The sequence below is a fragment of the Streptomyces sp. NPDC056987 genome, from assembly GCF_042673865.1.
Lineage (GTDB): Bacteria > Actinomycetota > Actinomycetes > Streptomycetales > Streptomycetaceae > Streptomyces.
In genome coordinates this window covers 146,489-161,887 of the sequence record NZ_JBHURV010000010.1, presented here as the reverse complement: position 1 = coordinate 161,887, position 15,399 = coordinate 146,489, and the positions used below count along the sequence as shown (strand labels likewise).

At 72.9% G+C, this 15,399-nt stretch carries 15 protein-coding genes; 8 read left to right on the top strand and 7 right to left on the bottom strand.

The annotated features are described in order from the left end of the window. The first annotated feature begins 10 nt into the window (after positions 1–10). Genes ACFTZC_RS14560 through ACFTZC_RS14545 form a run of 4 tightly spaced genes read left to right on the top strand, consistent with a single transcriptional unit; the run spans position 11 to position 3,680 of the window. Positions 11–817 (top strand): nitrilase-related carbon-nitrogen hydrolase, encoded by an 807-nt coding sequence (locus tag ACFTZC_RS14560; RefSeq protein ID WP_382889426.1) that lies wholly within the window; start codon positions 11–13, stop codon positions 815–817. Next, on the top strand, positions 817–1,776 hold the full coding sequence (locus ACFTZC_RS14555) for an ABC transporter substrate-binding protein (protein ID WP_382889424.1): 960 nt from the start codon (positions 817–819) through the stop codon (positions 1,774–1,776). Before ACFTZC_RS14560 ends, ACFTZC_RS14555 begins: the two co-directional genes overlap by 1 nt. A 24-nt stretch (positions 1,777–1,800) precedes the next feature. Further along, positions 1,801–2,838, top strand: coding sequence for an amino acid ABC transporter permease (locus tag ACFTZC_RS14550; RefSeq protein WP_382889422.1), 1,038 nt, complete (start codon positions 1,801–1,803; stop codon positions 2,836–2,838). Beyond that, complete coding sequence (locus ACFTZC_RS14545) at positions 2,835–3,680, top strand: amino acid ABC transporter ATP-binding protein (RefSeq protein WP_382889420.1); 846 nt, start codon at positions 2,835–2,837, stop codon at positions 3,678–3,680. Before ACFTZC_RS14550 ends, ACFTZC_RS14545 begins: the two co-directional genes overlap by 4 nt. A gap of 34 nt (positions 3,681–3,714) precedes the next feature. On the opposite strand, the gene ACFTZC_RS14540 is transcribed toward ACFTZC_RS14545, so the two are convergent. The 5 genes from ACFTZC_RS14540 to ACFTZC_RS14520 all read right to left on the bottom strand — a co-directional run bounded on the left by ACFTZC_RS14540 (position 3,715) and on the right by ACFTZC_RS14520 (position 8,152). After that, entirely contained in the window at positions 3,715–4,773 is a 1,059-nt protein-coding gene (locus tag ACFTZC_RS14540) for an aminotransferase class V-fold PLP-dependent enzyme (RefSeq protein WP_382889418.1), read from the bottom strand. 70 nt (positions 4,774–4,843) lie between these two features. After that, positions 4,844–5,503, bottom strand: a complete 660-nt coding sequence (locus ACFTZC_RS14535) for a DsbA family oxidoreductase (RefSeq protein ID WP_382889416.1) — start codon at positions 5,501–5,503, stop codon at positions 4,844–4,846. Between the two features lie 161 nt (positions 5,504–5,664). Beyond that, positions 5,665–5,910: a hypothetical protein gene (locus ACFTZC_RS14530; RefSeq protein ID WP_382889414.1), complete on the bottom strand. Its 246-nt coding sequence runs from the start codon at positions 5,908–5,910 to the stop codon at positions 5,665–5,667. 107 nt (positions 5,911–6,017) lie between these two features. Next, positions 6,018–6,359: a hypothetical protein gene (locus tag ACFTZC_RS14525; protein WP_382889412.1), complete on the bottom strand. Its 342-nt coding sequence runs from the start codon at positions 6,357–6,359 to the stop codon at positions 6,018–6,020. A gap of 260 nt (positions 6,360–6,619) precedes the next feature. Next, a complete protein-coding gene (locus ACFTZC_RS14520; RefSeq protein ID WP_382889411.1) occupies positions 6,620–8,152 on the bottom strand; it encodes an aldehyde dehydrogenase (NADP(+)) in 1,533 nt (510 codons plus the stop codon). A 141-nt stretch (positions 8,153–8,293) separates the two neighbouring features. Between ACFTZC_RS14520 and ACFTZC_RS14515 the strand changes: the two genes are divergently transcribed. The 3 genes from ACFTZC_RS14515 (at position 8,294) to ACFTZC_RS14505 (ending at position 12,014) form a co-directional block, all read left to right on the top strand. Continuing rightward, positions 8,294–9,064 carry an IclR family transcriptional regulator gene (locus tag ACFTZC_RS14515; RefSeq protein WP_382889409.1) on the top strand — a complete coding sequence of 257 codons (771 nt, stop codon included), beginning with the start codon at positions 8,294–8,296 and terminating at the stop codon, positions 9,062–9,064. Between the two features lie 114 nt (positions 9,065–9,178). Then, on the top strand, positions 9,179–10,627 hold the full coding sequence (locus ACFTZC_RS14510; RefSeq protein ID WP_382889407.1) for a peptidoglycan D,D-transpeptidase FtsI family protein: 1,449 nt from the start codon (positions 9,179–9,181) through the stop codon (positions 10,625–10,627). A gap of 163 nt (positions 10,628–10,790) precedes the next feature. Next, the gene (locus ACFTZC_RS14505) at positions 10,791–12,014 is read left to right on the top strand and encodes an MFS transporter (protein ID WP_382889405.1); all 1,224 of its coding nucleotides are present in this window, start codon (positions 10,791–10,793) and stop codon (positions 12,012–12,014) included. Here ACFTZC_RS14505 and ACFTZC_RS14500 read toward each other — a convergent pair. After that, positions 11,997–13,175 carry a hypothetical protein gene (locus tag ACFTZC_RS14500; protein WP_382889403.1) on the bottom strand — a complete coding sequence of 393 codons (1,179 nt, stop codon included), beginning with the start codon at positions 13,173–13,175 and terminating at the stop codon, positions 11,997–11,999. The genes ACFTZC_RS14505 and ACFTZC_RS14500 overlap by 18 nt on opposite strands. Next, complete coding sequence (locus ACFTZC_RS14495; protein WP_382889401.1) at positions 13,172–14,170, bottom strand: 5-dehydro-4-deoxyglucarate dehydratase; 999 nt, start codon at positions 14,168–14,170, stop codon at positions 13,172–13,174. Before ACFTZC_RS14495 ends, ACFTZC_RS14500 begins: the two co-directional genes overlap by 4 nt. Before the next feature lie 307 nt (positions 14,171–14,477). Here ACFTZC_RS14495 and ACFTZC_RS14490 point away from each other — a divergent pair, with 307 nt between their 5' ends. Next, positions 14,478–15,287: an NAD(P)-dependent oxidoreductase gene (locus ACFTZC_RS14490; RefSeq protein WP_365808693.1), complete on the top strand. Its 810-nt coding sequence runs from the start codon at positions 14,478–14,480 to the stop codon at positions 15,285–15,287. Positions 15,288–15,399 lie beyond the last annotated feature (112 nt).

The following is a 15,399-nucleotide window of genomic DNA, read 5'->3' as shown; positions in this document are numbered from 1 at the left end:
AGCCCACACCATGCGTATCGCCGTCGGACAGTTCGCCGCCACCCCCGACTGGAAGGACAACCTGACCGCCTGCCAGGAACTCACCGCCGAGGCGGAACGGGGCGGCGCGGACCTGCTCGTCCTCCCCGAGGGGGTCCTGGCCCGCTTCACCGAGGACCGCCACCGCATCCGCGAGGTCGCCCAGCCGCTGGACGGCCCGTTCGTCACCGAGCTGCGCGCGGCCACCGCCGGGGGGCGCGCCACCGTCGTCGTCGGCATCCACGAACCGTCCGACGACGGCCGCGTGTTCAACACACTGGTGGCGCTGCGCGACGGCGAGCTGATCGCCCTCTACCGGAAGATCCATCTGTACGACGCCTTCGGCGACCAGGAGTCCGCCCACGTGCGCCCGGCGGACGAGCCGCCGGTGATCGTCGAGGTCGCGGGCACCAAGGTCGGCCTGATGACCTGCTACGACGTGCGCTTCCCCGAGCTGGCCCGGCTGCTCGTGGACGCCGGCGCCGAGGTGCTCGCGCTCCCCGCGGCCTGGGTGCGCGGCCCGGCCAAGGAGCGGCACTGGGAGATCATGACCGCGGCGCGCGCCCTGGAGAACACCTGCTGGGTCGCGGCCAGCGGGGAGTGCGGGCCGCGCAACATCGGCAACAGCCTGATCGTGGACCCGCTCGGCACCGTCCGCTCCCGGCTCGGCGCCGTCCGCGGTCTGGCCTGGGCCGAGGCCGATCCCGACATGACGGCGGCGGCCCGCCGGACGCTGCCCGTCCTGGCCAACCGGCGGTTCACCGTCAATCCCACCGTCCTTCCCCTCGGAGCCCACTGATGCGTGTGACGCGATCCCCCAAGAGCGTGGCCCTGCTGGCCACCACCGCCCTCACCTGTTGTCTCGTCCTCACGGGCTGCGGCAGCAACCCGCCCCAGGCCGACGGCGCCACGGACAGCGCCGCCGGCGGCACGGCCGAGCCCGCCGGGGCCCGGCTCACCGAGGACCCGGCGCTGCACGCGCTGCTGCCGGAGAAGAACCGCACGTCCGGCACGCTGGTCTCGGTCAACAACGGCTCCTTCCCGCCGTACGAGATCGCCGGTTCGGACGGTCACAGCCTCACCGGCGCCTCCGCCGACCTCTCCACCTCGCTCGAACAGCTCCTCGGCGTGAAGATCGAGCACGTCACCGCCGACGGTCTGCCCAGCGAGCTGACCGGCATCAAGGCGGGCCGCTACGACCTCGCCATCGGCCCCGTCGGCGACTTCAAGGAGCGCCAGGGCGCCAACGACTTCGTCGACTGGGTGAAGGAGTTCGTCGTCTTCGCGGTGCCCAAGGGGAACCCGCGCGCCATCAACGCCCTCGACGACACCTGTGGCCGGCGGATCGCCGTCATGGGCGGCGGCTCCGCCGAGGGCGTGATCAAGACGCAGTCCGAGAAGTGCGTCAAGGACGGCAAGGCGGCGGTACAGGTCCAGTCCTACAAGGACCAGCCGGGCTCCATCCTGGCCGTGCGCTCCGGCCGGGCCGACGCGTTCTTCTCCTCGCGGGCACCGCTCACGTACTTCGTGTCGCAGGCCAAGGGCGACCTCGAACTCGCCGGGACCGGACAGCCCAACGGCTTCGGCGATCTCTACCAGGGCGCCGTCGTCGCCAAGGACTCGCCGCTGCGCGACGTGCTCCTGAAGGCGGTCCAGAAGCTGATCGACAACGGAACCTACGGACAGATCATGAAGAAGTGGGGCCTGTCCGCCAACCAGCTCGACAAGCCCGGCGTCAACCTCGGCGGCGCCGCCTGACCACCGTGAGGAGGTGCGCCGCCCATGGCCACCACTGACGCTCCCCCGCCCATGACCGGCGAGGACCCGGCGGAGCCCGGCTCCCGTACCGGTTCCGGCAGTTCGTCCGGCGCGGTCCCCGCCGTGGACGTCGCCGGGGCCACCCCGGTCCGGCATCCCCTGCGCTGGCTCTCGGTCCTGGTCCTCGCGGTCCTCGCCGCCCAGCTCACGCACTTCCTGGTGACCAACGCCAACTTCGAATGGTCCACGGTCGGCAGCTACTTCGGCGCCCAGGTGATCGGCCAGGGCATCGCCACGACCGTCGAACTGACCGTGGTGGCCATGCTCATCGGCATCGTCGGCGGTGTGCTCGTCGCGGTCGGCCGGATGTCGGAGAACCGCGTGCTGAGCGCGGTCTGCGGCGCGTACGTCTGGTTCTTCCGCGGCATCCCGGTCCTGGTCCAGCTGGTGTTCTGGTACAACCTGTCCGCTTTGCTGCCCCGGATCTCCTTCGGGGTGCCGTTCGGCCCCGAGTTCGTCAGCGGGCAGACCAACTCCCTGATCACCCCGCTGCTCGCCGCCATCCTCGGCCTCGGGCTCAACGAGGCCGCGTACATGGCGGAGATCGTGCGCGGCGGGCTGCTCGGTGTCGACCAGGGCCAGTCGGAGGCCGCGGCGGCGCTCGGCATGGGCCGGGCGCGGATCCTGCGGCGGGTGGTGCTGCCCCAGGCGATGCGGTTCATCGTGCCGCCCACCGGCAGCCAGGTCATCAACATGATGAAGGCCACCTCGCTGGTGAGCGTCATCGCGCTGGCCGATCTGCTCTACACCGTGCAGTCGATCTACAACCGCACCTTCGAGACCATCCCGCTGCTGATCGTCGCCTGCCTCTGGTACCTGGTGATGACGTCCGTGCTGTACGTCGGCCAGTCGTTCATCGAGCGGTACTACGCGCGCGGGGCGACCCGTAACGCCCCGCAGGGCTTCTGGGACTTCGCCTTCTTCCGGCGCCGGGCCGCCGCCGGGGCGCCCCTCGCCGGGGAGCGGGACGCGCGGCACGAGCAGGAGGAGAGGACCTCATGACGGAGGACAGCCTGACCAAGATCCCCGCGCCCTCGCCCGCTCCTCCGGAGGCGTCTACGGAGGCAGCCGTGGACGCGGCCGGCCCGCCGCTCGTCGTGGCGCGGAACGTCCACAAGAAGTTCGGCCATCTGGAGGTGCTGCGCGGCATCGACCTCGACGTCCGCGCGGGCGAGGTCGTGGTGCTGCTGGGCCCGTCCGGCTCCGGGAAGTCGACGTTCCTGCGGTGCGTCAACCACCTCGAACAGATCGACTCGGGCTCCATCCACGTCGGTGGCCAGTTGATCGGCCACCGCCGCTCGGGCGCCCGGGTCCACCATCTGCGCCCCGGCGAGGTGACCCGGCAGCGCCGCGACATCGGGATGGTCTTCCAGCACTTCAACCTCTTCCCGCACCTGACGATCCTGGGGAACGTCACGGAGGCGCCGGTGGGCGTGCTCCGCGTACCGAAGGCGCAGGCGCGCAGGACCGCGCTGGAACTGCTGGAGCGGGTCGGCCTGTCGGACAAGGCCGACGCCTATCCGCGCCAGCTGTCCGGCGGCCAGCAGCAGCGGGTGGCGATCGCCCGCGCCCTGGCGATGCGGCCGAAGCTGATGCTCTTCGACGAGCCGACCAGCGCCCTGGACCCGGAGCTCGTCGGCGAGGTCCTGGCCACCATGCGGGATCTGGCGCGCGACGGGCTCACCATGCTGGTGGTGACGCACGAGATCGGCTTCGCGCGGGAGGTGGCGGACCGGGTGGTGTTCATGGACGGCGGCCGGGTCCTGGAGAGCGGCACTCCCAAGGAGGTGCTCGACCACCCGTCCAACCCGCGGACCAGGGCGTTCCTGGCCCGCTTCCTCTGACCACCGCACCCCGCGCCTCCGGCGGTCCGGCCGCCTAGGCGGCCGGACCGAGGGCCTCCAGTGCCCGGTCCACGTCCTCGGTGGTGTTGTAGAGGTGGAAGGCGGTACGCAGCGAGCCCGCGCGGACCGCGACCGCCACCCGGGCCTGCCGGAGGCCGGGGTGGCGGTGGGCCAGTCCCGGCAGCGCGACGACGGCGGAGTCCCCGGCGTCCACGGGCACGTGGCCGAGGGCGGCCAGCCCCTTGCGGAAGCGGGCGGCGAGCGCGGTGTCATGGGCGTGGATCCGCTCGACGCCGATCTCCTCCAGGAGGGCGAGGGACCGCGCGGCCCCGCAGTAGGCGAGGAGGGCCGGCGACTCGTCGTAACGGCGTGCCGAGCGCGCCAGTTCGCCGACGGGCCCGTAGGTGCTGGCCCAGGGGTCCTCGCCCGCGACCCAGCCCGCGTGGAGCGGCACCAGCGACTCCTGCGCCTCCTCGGTCACGGTGAGGAACGACGTGCCGCGCGGGGAGCACAGGTACTTGTAGCCGGCGGTGACGGTGTAGTCGTACGCCCCCGCCGCCAGCGGCAGCCAGCCGGCCGACTGGCTGGCGTCCAGCAGCGTACGGGCGCCGTGCGCCGCGGCGGCGGCCCGTACCCCCGCCAGATCGGCGATCCTGCCGTCCGCGGACTGGACGGCGGAGAAGGCGACGAGCGCGGTCTCCGGCCGGACCTCCTCGGCCAGCCGGTCCAGCGGGACATAGCGCGTCCTGAGATCGCCACGGATCGCGAACGGGGTCGGGACGGAGCTGAACTCCCCCTCCGGCAGCAGGACTTCGGCGCCGGGCCGGAGCGAGGCCGCGATCACCGCGATGTGCACGGCGACCGAGCCGCCGACGGCGACCCGGTCGGCCGGCACCCCGGCGAGCCGGGCGAAGGAGGCACGGGCGGCGTTGACGATCTCGAAGCCGCCGTCCGCCAACCCGCCCCGCCCGGTCGCGTTGGCCTCCGCCATTTCCTGGACGGCGGCGACGGCCCGGCGGGGCAGCAGGCCGCAGGTCGAGGTGTTCAGATACGTCATGTCCGGCGCGAACTCGGCGCTCACCAGAGTGTCCATGCGTTCCACCCTGTGGGCCCGCCCTCCCCCGGTCAATCACGCATGTCTGACGGACGGACCGAAGCGTTGCTTATGCATGGGCCCCGGCCTGCGCACGGCTGTCCCACGCCTGCTCCAGCGCCTGGGTGAACACCTCGGCGGGCTGGCCGCCGGAGACGCCGTACCGCCGGTCGAGCACGAAGAACGGCACCCCGTTCGCGCCCAGTTCGGCGGCCTCGCGCTGGTCGGCCCGTACCTCGGCGGCGTACGCCTCCGGGTCGGCGAGCACCGCGCGCGCCTCGGCCTCTTCGATCCCCGCCTCGACCGCGAGCCCCACCAGTGTGTCCTCGTCGTAGACGGAGCGCTCCTCGGCGAAGTTGGCCCGGTAGACGAGGTCGAGCAGCGCGTCCTGACGGCCGCGGGCCTTGGCGAGATGGAGCAGGCGGTGGATGTCGAAGGTGCTGCCGTAGTCCCGCCCGTCGAGGACGTAACCGAGCCCTTCCGAGCGCGCGTTGGAGGCGACGTGCTCCTCCATCTCGCGCACCTCCGCCGGGGTGCGCCCCGTCTTGGCCACCAGCATGTCGAGGACCGTCCCGGTGTCCGCCTTGGTCAGCCGGGGGTCCAGCTCGAAGGACCGGTGCACGACCTCCACCTCGTCCCGGTGCGCGAATCCGGCCAGCCCCTTCTCGAACCGGGCCTTGCCGATGTAGCACCAGGGGCAGGCGATGTCGCTCCAGATCTCCACGCGCATGTGTCTGATTCCTCCAGGTCACGTCCGCCGCGTTCGCGACCCGGTACGGGCACGACGACGGCGCTCAGCCGGTGCGGAGGCACCCTCCGCACCCTGCGGCAACGCGCCCGGCCGACGACTCATTCCCCGCGGCTCATTCCCGGCAGCTCATTCCCGGCGGCTCATTCTCCGCTCAGCCCGTGGTGGGGAACCTGGTGGATGTAGGAGGCGCCGCAGGCGTGGCAGAGCGGCTGCCCGGCGGGGGTGCCCCACAGGTCGGCCGACTGGGTGACGGCCGCCGGGTCGAGATCGCGTCCGCAGAGGGCGGTCGCCTCGTCGGCCCGTGCCATGTGCCAGACGAAGAACCGGGGCTCCGGGTCGCGGGGCGAGGCGCCCTCCTCGTACTCCGCGCGCATTTCGTAGTCCATGGGGTATCTCCTGACCTGCGCCATGTCCGGGGAACCGAGGCGGAGACGGAAATGCCCCGTCCGGCGCAGCGGGCCGGACGGGGCGGGAGTGCCGGTCGGGACAGCGGTCAGGAGAAGACCACGGAGCGCAGCTTGAGCCGCTCGGACGCGGAGCCGCCGGGGCGCAGCGAGTAGTGGTCGCCGTCGCACTCCGGCCCGGTGAAGACCGTCGCGGTGGAGTTGGTGCGGTTGCGCGGCGAGTGGGCGGGCGGTACGTACTCGCCGGCCGCCTGGGGGATCGTGATGCAGGTGCGGCTCGCGGGGTTCACGAGCTCGCCGAGGCGGGGCTCGCCCGCGATGTCCGTGTAGAGGTAGCTGAAGGTGCCCTCGGCGGCCGAGGCCTGCCCCGGGAGGGCGACGAGCAGGGTGAGGGCGCCGACGGCGGCGGCCAGGGTGGTGCGGAGGCGCATGAGGGGGAACTCCTTGTGTCGTGCCGGGCCTTGAGGCTCCACGACACCGCCCCCGCGCGGCGGGCCCGTAGCCGCGGCGTCACCCGAAAGCGGCGGCGGAAACGTTCCGTCCTCACCCGTACGGAGCAGTCGGGTCGGGGCGCGGGCCCGGAGCGCGGGCCTGGAACGCGGGCCCCGGAGCGCGGGCCTGGAACGCCGCCGCCCCACCGCACGCGGTGTGCGGTGGGGCGGCGGCGGAGCGAGGTGAGTGGGGGCTCAGCTCAGCTCTCGGGGCGGCCGTCGACGCGGCGCGGCAGGTCCAGCGGGTTCTCGTCGCGCAGCTCCGGCGGGAGCAGCGCGGCCGGCGTGGACTGGTACGAGACCGGGCGCAGCCAGCGCTCGATCGCCGTGGCGCCGACCGAGGTGGAGGTGGAGGTCGTCGCCGGGTAGGGGCCGCCGTGCTGCTGGGCGGGGGCGACCGCCACGCCGGTGGGCCAGCCGTTGACGAGGACGCGGCCGGCCAGCGGGGTCAGCTCGGCAAGGAGTTCGGCGGCGCCGGGCTCGGTGCCTTCGGCCTCCTCACCGGCGAGGTGGAGGGTGGCGGTGAGGTTGCCGGGGAGGCGGGAGAGGATCGAGGTGACCTCGTCCGTGGAGGTGTAGCGGGCGACGACCGCGACCGGGCCGAAGCACTCCTCCAGCAGCAGGTCGTGCGGTCCCTCCGCGGTGAGCAGTTCGGCGGGCAGCGTGAGGAAGCCCGCGCTGACGGTGTGCTCGCCGCCCGCGCCGGGGGTGACCGGGGCGTCCACGCCGGGGAGCGCGGCCCGTTCGGCCACGCCCGCGACGAAGGCGTCGCGCATCCGGTGGTCGAGCATCACGCCGGGCTCGGTCTCGCTGACCGCGGCGGTCAGGGACTTGACCAGCCGGTCGCCGGGCTCGCCGGCCGGGGCGAGCACGAAGCCGGGCTTGGTGCAGAACTGGCCGACGCCCAGCGTCATCGAACCGGCGAGGCCGGCGCCGATCTCCTCGGCGCGTCCGGCCGCGGCGGCCTCGGTGATCACGACGGGGTTGAGGGAGCCCAGTTCGCCGTGGAACGGGATGGGCGCGGGCCGGGCCGCGGCCGCGTCGAAGAGGGCGCGCCCGCCGCGTACGGAGCCGGTGAAGCCGGCCGCCGACACCAGCGGGTGCCTGACCAGCTCGACACCGGCCTCGAAGCCGTGGACGAGGGAGACGACGTCCTCGGGCAGCCCGACCTCGGCGGCGGCCCTGCGCAGCACGGAGACGCACAGCTCGGAGGTGGCCGGGTGGTCGGGGTGCGCCTTGACGACGACCGGGCAGCCGGCCGCGAGCGCGCTCGCGGTGTCGCCGCCGGGCACGGAGAAGGCGAACGGGAAGTTGCTCGCGGAGTAGACGGCGACGACGCCGAGCGGCACCTTGTAGCGGCGCAGGTCGGGCCAGGGCGGCGTACGGTCGGCGTCGGCGTGGTCGATGCGTACGTCGAGGAAGGCGCCCTCGTCGACGACCTCGGCGAAGGCCCGCAGCTGGGCCGTGGTGCGGGCGAGCTCGCCGGTGAGCCGTACGGGCCCGAGAGCGGTCTCGGCGTCCGCCGCCTCGATGACGTGCTCACCCGCGGCGTCGAGCAGGTCGGCCGCCGTCCGGAGCAGGGCCGCGCGCACCGTTCGGTCGGCGAGCGCGCCCCTGACGGCGTGCGCGCCCCGTACCGCGCTGTCCACTTCCGCGGCGGTGGCCTCCTGCGCGACCTGCTCACGCTGCTTCCCCGTTCGGGGGTCGACACTCCAGACTGGTGCTGCTGCCACCACGGCTTCCTTCCCGAAGTTGTTCGGTATTCTGAACAGGATTCCTGATAGTGAATGTGCAAGGACTCTATTTCCGCACGTTCTGTGTGGTCAAGAGCGGTCAAGTGGGCAAGGCGAGCGGGCCAGAAGAGGCGAGGGACGATGTCGGCTGCGGAAACCGGTGGAGCACAAGTCAAGTCCGCGGTACGGACGGTCGAGTTGCTCGAATACTTCGCCGGGCGCCCCGGCATGCACTCCCTCGCCACCGTCCAGGAGGCGGTCGGCTACCCCAAGTCGAGCCTCTACATGCTGCTGCGCACGCTGGTCGAGCTGGGCTGGGTGGAGACGGACGCGACGGGGACGCGGTACGGCATCGGCGTACGGGCGCTGCTCGTCGGCACGTCGTACATCGACGGGGACGAGGTCGTGGCCGCCGCCCGGCCGACGCTGGACCGGCTCTCGGACGACACCAGTGAGACCATCCACCTCGCGCGGCTCGACGGCATCAATGTGGTCTATCTCGCGACCCGCCAGTCCCAGCACTATCTGCGGCCCTTCACCCGCGTCGGCCGCCGACTGCCCGCCCACTCGACCTCGCTCGGCAAGGCGCTCCTCGCGACGCACAGCGACGAGCAGGTGCGCAAGCTGCTGCCCGAGACGCTGCCCGCGCTGACCGAGCACACGATCACCGACCGCGAGAAGCTCATCGAGGAGCTGCACACGGTGCGTGAGCAGGGGTACGCCGTGGACCGCGAGGAGAACACCCTCGGGCTGCGCTGCTTCGGGATCGCGATCCCGTACCGGACGCCCGCGCGGGACGCGATCAGCTGCTCGGTGCCGGTGGCCCGGCTCACGCCCGCGCACGAGCAGATGATCAAGGACACGCTGTTCGACGCGCGCGACCGGCTCACGCTCGCCACCCGGCGGCTCTGAGCGCCAGGATGAAGAGTTCGCCGGTATTCGCCAGCATTTCGCCAGTATGAAGAGTTTCTGAGAAGCGCCTTCCGGGGGAACGCGGCGCCCTCCCCCGCTCGTCCCTCATACGGGATGAACAAGACGATCAGACACACAGCGGTCATCTGCCTCTCCCTGGTGCTCGCCCTTCTCGTACGGGCGACCTGGCTCCAGGCGTACGAGGCCAAGGCGCTCGCGGACGACACGCACAACCGTCGCGCCGCCATCGCGCAGTACGCGCAGCCCTTGGGCGACATCGTCGTGGCCGGTTCTCCGGTCACCGGCTCCAGAAAAACGACCGGCGGCGATCTGGCGTACGAGCGCACGTACCGGGACGGCGCCCTCTACGCGCCCGTCACCGGCTACAGCTCGCAGGTGTACGGCTCCACCCAGTTGGAGGGCATCTACGCGGACATCCTCGACGGGACCGACAGCCGGCTCCAGAACCCGGTCGACGCGCTCATGGGCAAGCAGGCGAAGCCCGGCGACGTGCTGACGACGATCGACCCCGCCGTGCAGCGCGCCGGATACGCCGCGCTGGGCTCCACCAAGGGCGCCGCCGTCGCGATCGATCCGAAGACCGGCCGGGTCCTCGCCGTGGTCAGCACGCCCGGGTACGACCCGACGCGGATCAGCGGGACCACGGACGGCTCGGCGTGGACCCAGCTCACCGGGGACGCGGACAAGCCCATGGTCAACCGCGCCCTGCGACAGCCGCTGCCGCCGGGTTCGACGTTCAAGCTGGTCGTCGCGGCGGCGGCGCTGGAGGACGGGCTGTACAGCTCGGTGGACGAGGCGACGGACAGCCCCGATCCGTACACGCTGCCCACGACGAGCCAGCAGCTGGGCAACGAGAACGCCTCCGCGCCCTGCGAGAACGCGACGATCCGCACGGCGCTGCGGTACTCGTGCAACACCGTCTTCGCGAAGATGGCCGTCGATCTCGGGCAGGACAAGGTCCGGGCCATGGCGGAGAAGTTCGGGTTCAACGACACCACGCAGGACATGCCGGTGCGCGCCTCGGCGAGCGTCTACCCCTCCGGCATGGACAAGGCGCAGACGGCGCTGACCGGCATCGGCCAGTTCGATGTGACGGCGACGCCGCTCCAGATGGCGATGGTCTCGGCGGCGCTGGCCGACGACGGGCTGATGGCCGCGCCCCACATGGTGTCCAAGGTCGTCGACGCGAGCGGGGACACCCTCCAGGAGTACCCGGACGGGGACACGACCCGGATCGTCTCGTCCGCCACCGCGGAACAGTTGCGCAGCGCAATGGTGACGGTCGTCCAGGACGGCACCGGGACCAACGCGAAGATCGACGGCGCCGAGGTGGGCGGCAAGACGGGCACCGCGCAGCACGGCGTGGAGAACAGCCGTACGCCGTACGCCTGGTTCACGTCGTACGCGAAGGACGCGTCCGGCGGCAAGCAGGTGGCGGTCGCGGTGATCGTGGAGGACTCGGGCGCGGCGCGCTCGGAGGTGAGTGGCAACGGGCTGGCCGCGCCGATCGCGCAGAAGATGATGAAGGCGGCCCTGAAGTGACCCGTGCGGCCCATGCCGCCGATGCGGCCGGTTCTGAGGATCCTCAGCTCACTCCGCTCCCCCGGCGAGCCGGGAAGTAGGTCTTTCTCCCCATGCGGCGGCCCGCTCCTCAGCCGCCACACTGACGCCCGGTGCGCCGCGGTGGAAGGGGTGGGTGGAGACCATGGGGTCGACGCGTGGGGGCGTGGTACGGGACCGGAACGCGGCGCTCTACCTCGCCGGGATCGTGGTCTCCGGGTTCGGCACGTCCGCGATGTGGCTGGTGTCGGGCGTCTGGGTCAAGTCGCTGACGGGGTCGGACAGCCTGGCCGCGCTCACGGTCTTCGCGATGTGGGCGCCGGTCCTGGTCGGCCCGCTGCTGGGGGTGGTGGCCGACCGGGTGCGGCGGCGCCCGCTGCTGATCGGCTGCCAGCTCACGATGGCGGTGCTGCTCATGGCGCTGCCCGCGGTGGACTCGGCGGACCGGATCTGGATCCTGTTCTGCGTGCTGTTCGTGTACGGCGCGAGCGGTGTCGTCCAGGACGCGGCGGAGGCGGCCCTGGTCGCCGCCTCCGTCGACCGGCGGCTGCTGGGCGACTTCAACGGGCTGCGGATGACCGCCAACGAGGGCATGAAGCTGCTGGCGCCGCTCGCGGGCGCCGCGCTCTACGCGCGGTACGGCGGCGGCCCCGTCGCGCTGCTCGACGCGGCGACGTTCGTCCTGGCCGCGGGCCTCTTCGCGCTGTTGCGGGTACGGGAGGACCGGCCGGACCCGGCGCCGCCGGGCGCCTGGCGGACCGGGCTCGTGGCGGGCGTCCGGCGGCTGCGGGAATCGCCGGCCCTCCGCCCGCTCGTCGGCGCCGCGTCGGTCACGATGCTGCTCGCGGGGGTCAACGGGGCGGCCGTCTACGCCGTGATCGACCGGGGACTCGGCCACGCCCCGGCGTACGCGGGGGTGCTGTACGCGGCGCAGGGGGCCGGGTCCGTGCTGACCGGGATCCTCGCCGGTCCGCTGCTGCGGCGGCTGCCCGAGCGGGGGTACGCCGCGGCCGGGATCGCGCTGTTCGCGGTGTCGGTCGCGGCGCGGGCGCTGCCGTACGACGCGGTGGTGCTGGCGAGCGCCGTGGGGGTGGGTCTGGGGCTGCCGTGTGTGCTGATCGCCGCGCTCACCGCCGTCCAGCGGGAGACACCGGACGCGGTGCTCGGCCGGACGGCGGCGACCGCCAACACCCTGATCCATGTCCCGAACGCGGTGGCGCTGGGGCTCGGCGCGGGGCTGGTGGCCGTCGTCGACCACACCGTGCTGCTGGCGGTGGCCGGTGCGGCCGGGCTGCTGACGGCCGGGGGACTCCTGCGGGCGGCGGCGCCGGGGGCGGAAGGGGCCGCGGGCTCACCCGCCCAGGTGTGAGAGCGCCGCCCTGACCGCCGCCAGATCCGCGTCGGAGGCGAGTCCCGCGTGGTAGAGGCGCAGTTCGGTCGCGCCGAGTTCCGCGGCGCGCGCCGCGTCCTCGGCGAGGGTGGCCGGGCTGCCGCCCATGCCGCTCACGACGCCGAAGTTGGCGGCCAGCACGGAGGTTCCGGTGCGGTGGTCCGCGAACGGGCCGAGCATCGCCGGTGCCGCGCCGCCCCCGCAGGGCAGGACCACGCCGTCCGCGACGCCGAGGATGTGCGCCGGGTCCACGCCGGTGTTGGCGCCGACCCGGTACGAGGCCGGGTCGGCGTGGAGCAGCACCTGGAAGCCGGGGGGCGCCTCCGCCCGTACGGCCGCGACGGCCGCCTCCTGGAACCCGCGGGCGACGCCGCCGCGCCACGCGGCGACGAGGGCCGCGAGATCCGCGCCGAGCAGCTTCTCGACGGCGGGCCATCCGCTCTCCTGCGAGCCGGTGGCCCACACGGGCTCCAGGGAGCGGCGTACGGCGGCGGCCACCTCGTCCGGGTCGGCCCCGAGGCCCGCGTACCCCTCCCGGCAGACCGTGCAGAAGCAGAGCGACATCAGGTACTGCGCGGCGTCCCCGAGGGCGACGCCGGCGGTCTTGTCGTGGGCGTGCAGATGGCCGAATCCGTACCAGCCGCAGGATTCCAGCTCCGTGCCGCCCGTGCCGGGGCGGACACCGGCCTCGGCGGCCAGCTCCGTCAGGTACGCGGCGACGTCGGGGCGCGCGACGCACGGCGCCCAGGGGTAGCGGTCGCCGTAGGCGTTGACCACGGAGGTGTCGGGGCGCTCCGCGCCGAGCCGGGAGTTGTGCGCGAGGACGACCCAGCTGTGCACGTCGAGCCCCGCCCCGGCGAGCGCCTCGGCGGCCGCCCGGTAGGCGTCGCCGGGGGCCCAGTCGCCCGCGGCGTACGGGCGCGGCTCGCGGCCCGCCCAGCGGGCGGGGTCCGGCGGGTAGAGGACGGCGGCGTGCTCGGCGGTGACGATCCGGTGGCGCGGGTGGCGGGGGGTGAGGGCGCGGGTGGAGTGGTAGGCCGCGGCGAGGGTGACCTGCCGGACGCCGAGGTCAGCGATCCTGGCGGGGGCGTCGGGGTCACCCACGACGTCCCAGGGGTAGACGAAGGCGGAAGTCCTCACGCGTCCTCCTCACGGGCGTCGCCGGTGCCGCCGGTCGTGCCGGTGTCTCCGGGCGTGCCGTCGGGGAGCAGCGTACGGCCGTGCTCGATGAGTTCGGCGAGGACCTTGAGGTGGTCGGCGCCCGGTTCGCGCAGCGGTGGCCGTACCTCTCCCACCTCCAGGCCGCCGAGCCGTACCCCCGCCTTGACGAGCGAGACGGCGTAGCCGCGGCCCAGGTTGCGCAGTTCGACCAGGGGTACGAAGAAGCCGTCGATCAGCCGGGTGGCGGTCGCGTCGTCCCCGGTGGTCAGCGCCCGGTGGAAGGCGAGCGCGATGTCGGGCGCGAAGGCGAACACCGCGGAGGAGTAGAGGGTGACGCCGATGCCCCGGTAGGCCAGCCCGGTGAGTTCGGCGGTGGGCAGCCCGTTGAAGTACAGGAACTCCTGCCCGGGGAGTTCGCGGCGGACGGTGCTGACGATGCGCTGGAGCAGATCGAGGTCGCCGTAGCCGTCCTTCAGCCCGATGATCTTCTCGACCCGCGCCAGGGCGACCACGGTCGCGGGGGTGAAGACCACGTTGTCGCGCTGGTAGACGATGGTCTCCAGGGAGGTGGCTGCGGCCAGCGCGGTGTAGTGGCGGACCAGCCCCTCCTGGTCGGCGACGACCAGATAGGGCGGCAGGGCGAGCAGCCCGTCCGCGCCCGCCTCCTCGGCGATCCGCGCGTACCGCACGGCGAGCGCCGTGCCGTAGCCGGCGCCGGCCACGACGGGCACGCGGCCCGCGGTCTCCTCGACGGCGGCGGCGACGCACTGCCGGAACTCGTCCGGGTCCAGCGCGTGGAACTCGCCCGTACCGCAGCACGCGAAGACGGCGGCGGCGCCCGCGTCGACACCGGCGCGCACATGCGCGCGGTAGGCGTCGAGGTCGAGGCCGCCGTCCGGTCCGTACGCGGTGACGGGGAAGAACAACGGCCCGGCCACTTCGGTGAGGCGGGCGGCGAGCGGGGCTGAGGTCACGGGCGCTCCCTGGCCGTGCGGCGAGCGGCCGACCGCTCGTGCACCAATATGATCGACGTCCACGTCTCTGAACGCCGCCACGCTAGGCCAGCCCTGAGGTGCCGGTCAAGACGGTGCGCGGCAACCTGGGGACGGAATGGCCACCTTCGGGCGACACTTGACGGTGCCCGGCCGGACTCCCTATTTTGTCCACGCATGTGAATTCCGTCTACGAATCTGAGTGCGCTCCGAACCGTCGAGATCCGACCCATCGCGATCCGAGCCGTCGAGAACCGAACCGCCGAGAACCGTCGAGGAGATTCCGCCCATGCCCGCACCCCGCACCGTCCTGCTCACCGGCGCCGCCGGCGGCCTCGGCACCCTGATGCGGGGCCTGCTGCCCGCGTACGGCTACGAGCTGCGGCTCTTCGACGCCACACCCATTGAGGGCGAGCCGGACGCGATCACGGCGGACCTGGCGGACAAGGCAGCGCTGCGCGAGGCGGTGACGGGTGTCGACGCGATCATCCACCTCGCGGGCATCTCGCTGGAAGCCTCCTTCGACAAGATCCTGCGCGCCAACATCGAAGGCACGTACAACCTGTACGAGGCGGCGCACGCGGCGGGCGTACGGCGCACGGTGTTCGCCTCCAGCAACCACACGGTCGGCTTCACCCCGCGCCCCGAGCCCGGCGAGCCGCTGATCCCGATCGACACGCCCCGCCGCCCCGACACCTTCTACGGGCTCTCCAAGTGCTTCGGCGAGGACCTGGCGCAGCTCTACTGGGAACTGCACGGCCAGGAGACCGTCTCCGTACGCATCGGCTCCTGCTTCCTGGAGCCCACCACGGTCCGGATGCTCTCCATCTGGCTGAGCCCCGGCGACTGCGCCCGGCTCTTCCACGCGGCGCTCACCGCCGAGGACGTCGGCCACACCACGGTCTACGGCTCGTCCGCCAACACCCGGCTGTGGTGGGACCTGACGACCGCGCGGGCGCTCGGGTACGAGCCGCAGGACGACTCGGAGCAGTACGCCGAGAAGCTCATCGCGGAGCAGGGCGAGGCGGATCCGGCCAACCCCGCGCACACGCGGCTGGGCGGCGCCTTCACCACCGACCCGCCGCAGTGGCCGTACTGACCGGGGCGGCCGCACCGGGACGCGTCCAGGGGCCTCCAGGGACGCCCGAGCGGTATCCGAGGGGGCATCCGAGGGGGCAGGAAGCCTTCGAAGGTAAGGGCCGAAGGTAGTC

Excerpts from the sequence above, each read along its gene's own strand:
- ACFTZC_RS14560 (WP_382889426.1), top strand. The coding sequence starts at position 11 with ATGCGTATCGCCGTCGGACAGTTCGCCGCCACCCCCGACTGGAAGGAC.
- ACFTZC_RS14555 (WP_382889424.1), top strand. The coding sequence starts at position 817 with ATGCGTGTGACGCGATCCCCCAAGAGCGTGGCCCTGCTGGCCACCACC.
- ACFTZC_RS14550 (WP_382889422.1), top strand. The coding sequence starts at position 1,801 with ATGGCCACCACTGACGCTCCCCCGCCCATGACCGGCGAGGACCCGGCG.
- ACFTZC_RS14545 (WP_382889420.1), top strand. The coding sequence starts at position 2,835 with ATGACGGAGGACAGCCTGACCAAGATCCCCGCGCCCTCGCCCGCTCCT.
- ACFTZC_RS14540 (WP_382889418.1), bottom strand. The coding sequence starts at position 4,773 with ATGGACACTCTGGTGAGCGCCGAGTTCGCGCCGGACATGACGTATCTG.
- ACFTZC_RS14535 (WP_382889416.1), bottom strand. The coding sequence starts at position 5,503 with ATGCGCGTGGAGATCTGGAGCGACATCGCCTGCCCCTGGTGCTACATC.
- ACFTZC_RS14530 (WP_382889414.1), bottom strand. The coding sequence starts at position 5,910 with ATGGACTACGAAATGCGCGCGGAGTACGAGGAGGGCGCCTCGCCCCGC.
- ACFTZC_RS14525 (WP_382889412.1), bottom strand. The coding sequence starts at position 6,359 with ATGCGCCTCCGCACCACCCTGGCCGCCGCCGTCGGCGCCCTCACCCTG.
- ACFTZC_RS14515 (WP_382889409.1), top strand. The coding sequence starts at position 8,294 with ATGTCGGCTGCGGAAACCGGTGGAGCACAAGTCAAGTCCGCGGTACGG.
- ACFTZC_RS14510 (WP_382889407.1), top strand. The coding sequence starts at position 9,179 with ATGAACAAGACGATCAGACACACAGCGGTCATCTGCCTCTCCCTGGTG.
- ACFTZC_RS14505 (WP_382889405.1), top strand. The coding sequence starts at position 10,791 with ATGGGGTCGACGCGTGGGGGCGTGGTACGGGACCGGAACGCGGCGCTC.
- ACFTZC_RS14490 (WP_365808693.1), top strand. The coding sequence starts at position 14,478 with ATGCCCGCACCCCGCACCGTCCTGCTCACCGGCGCCGCCGGCGGCCTC.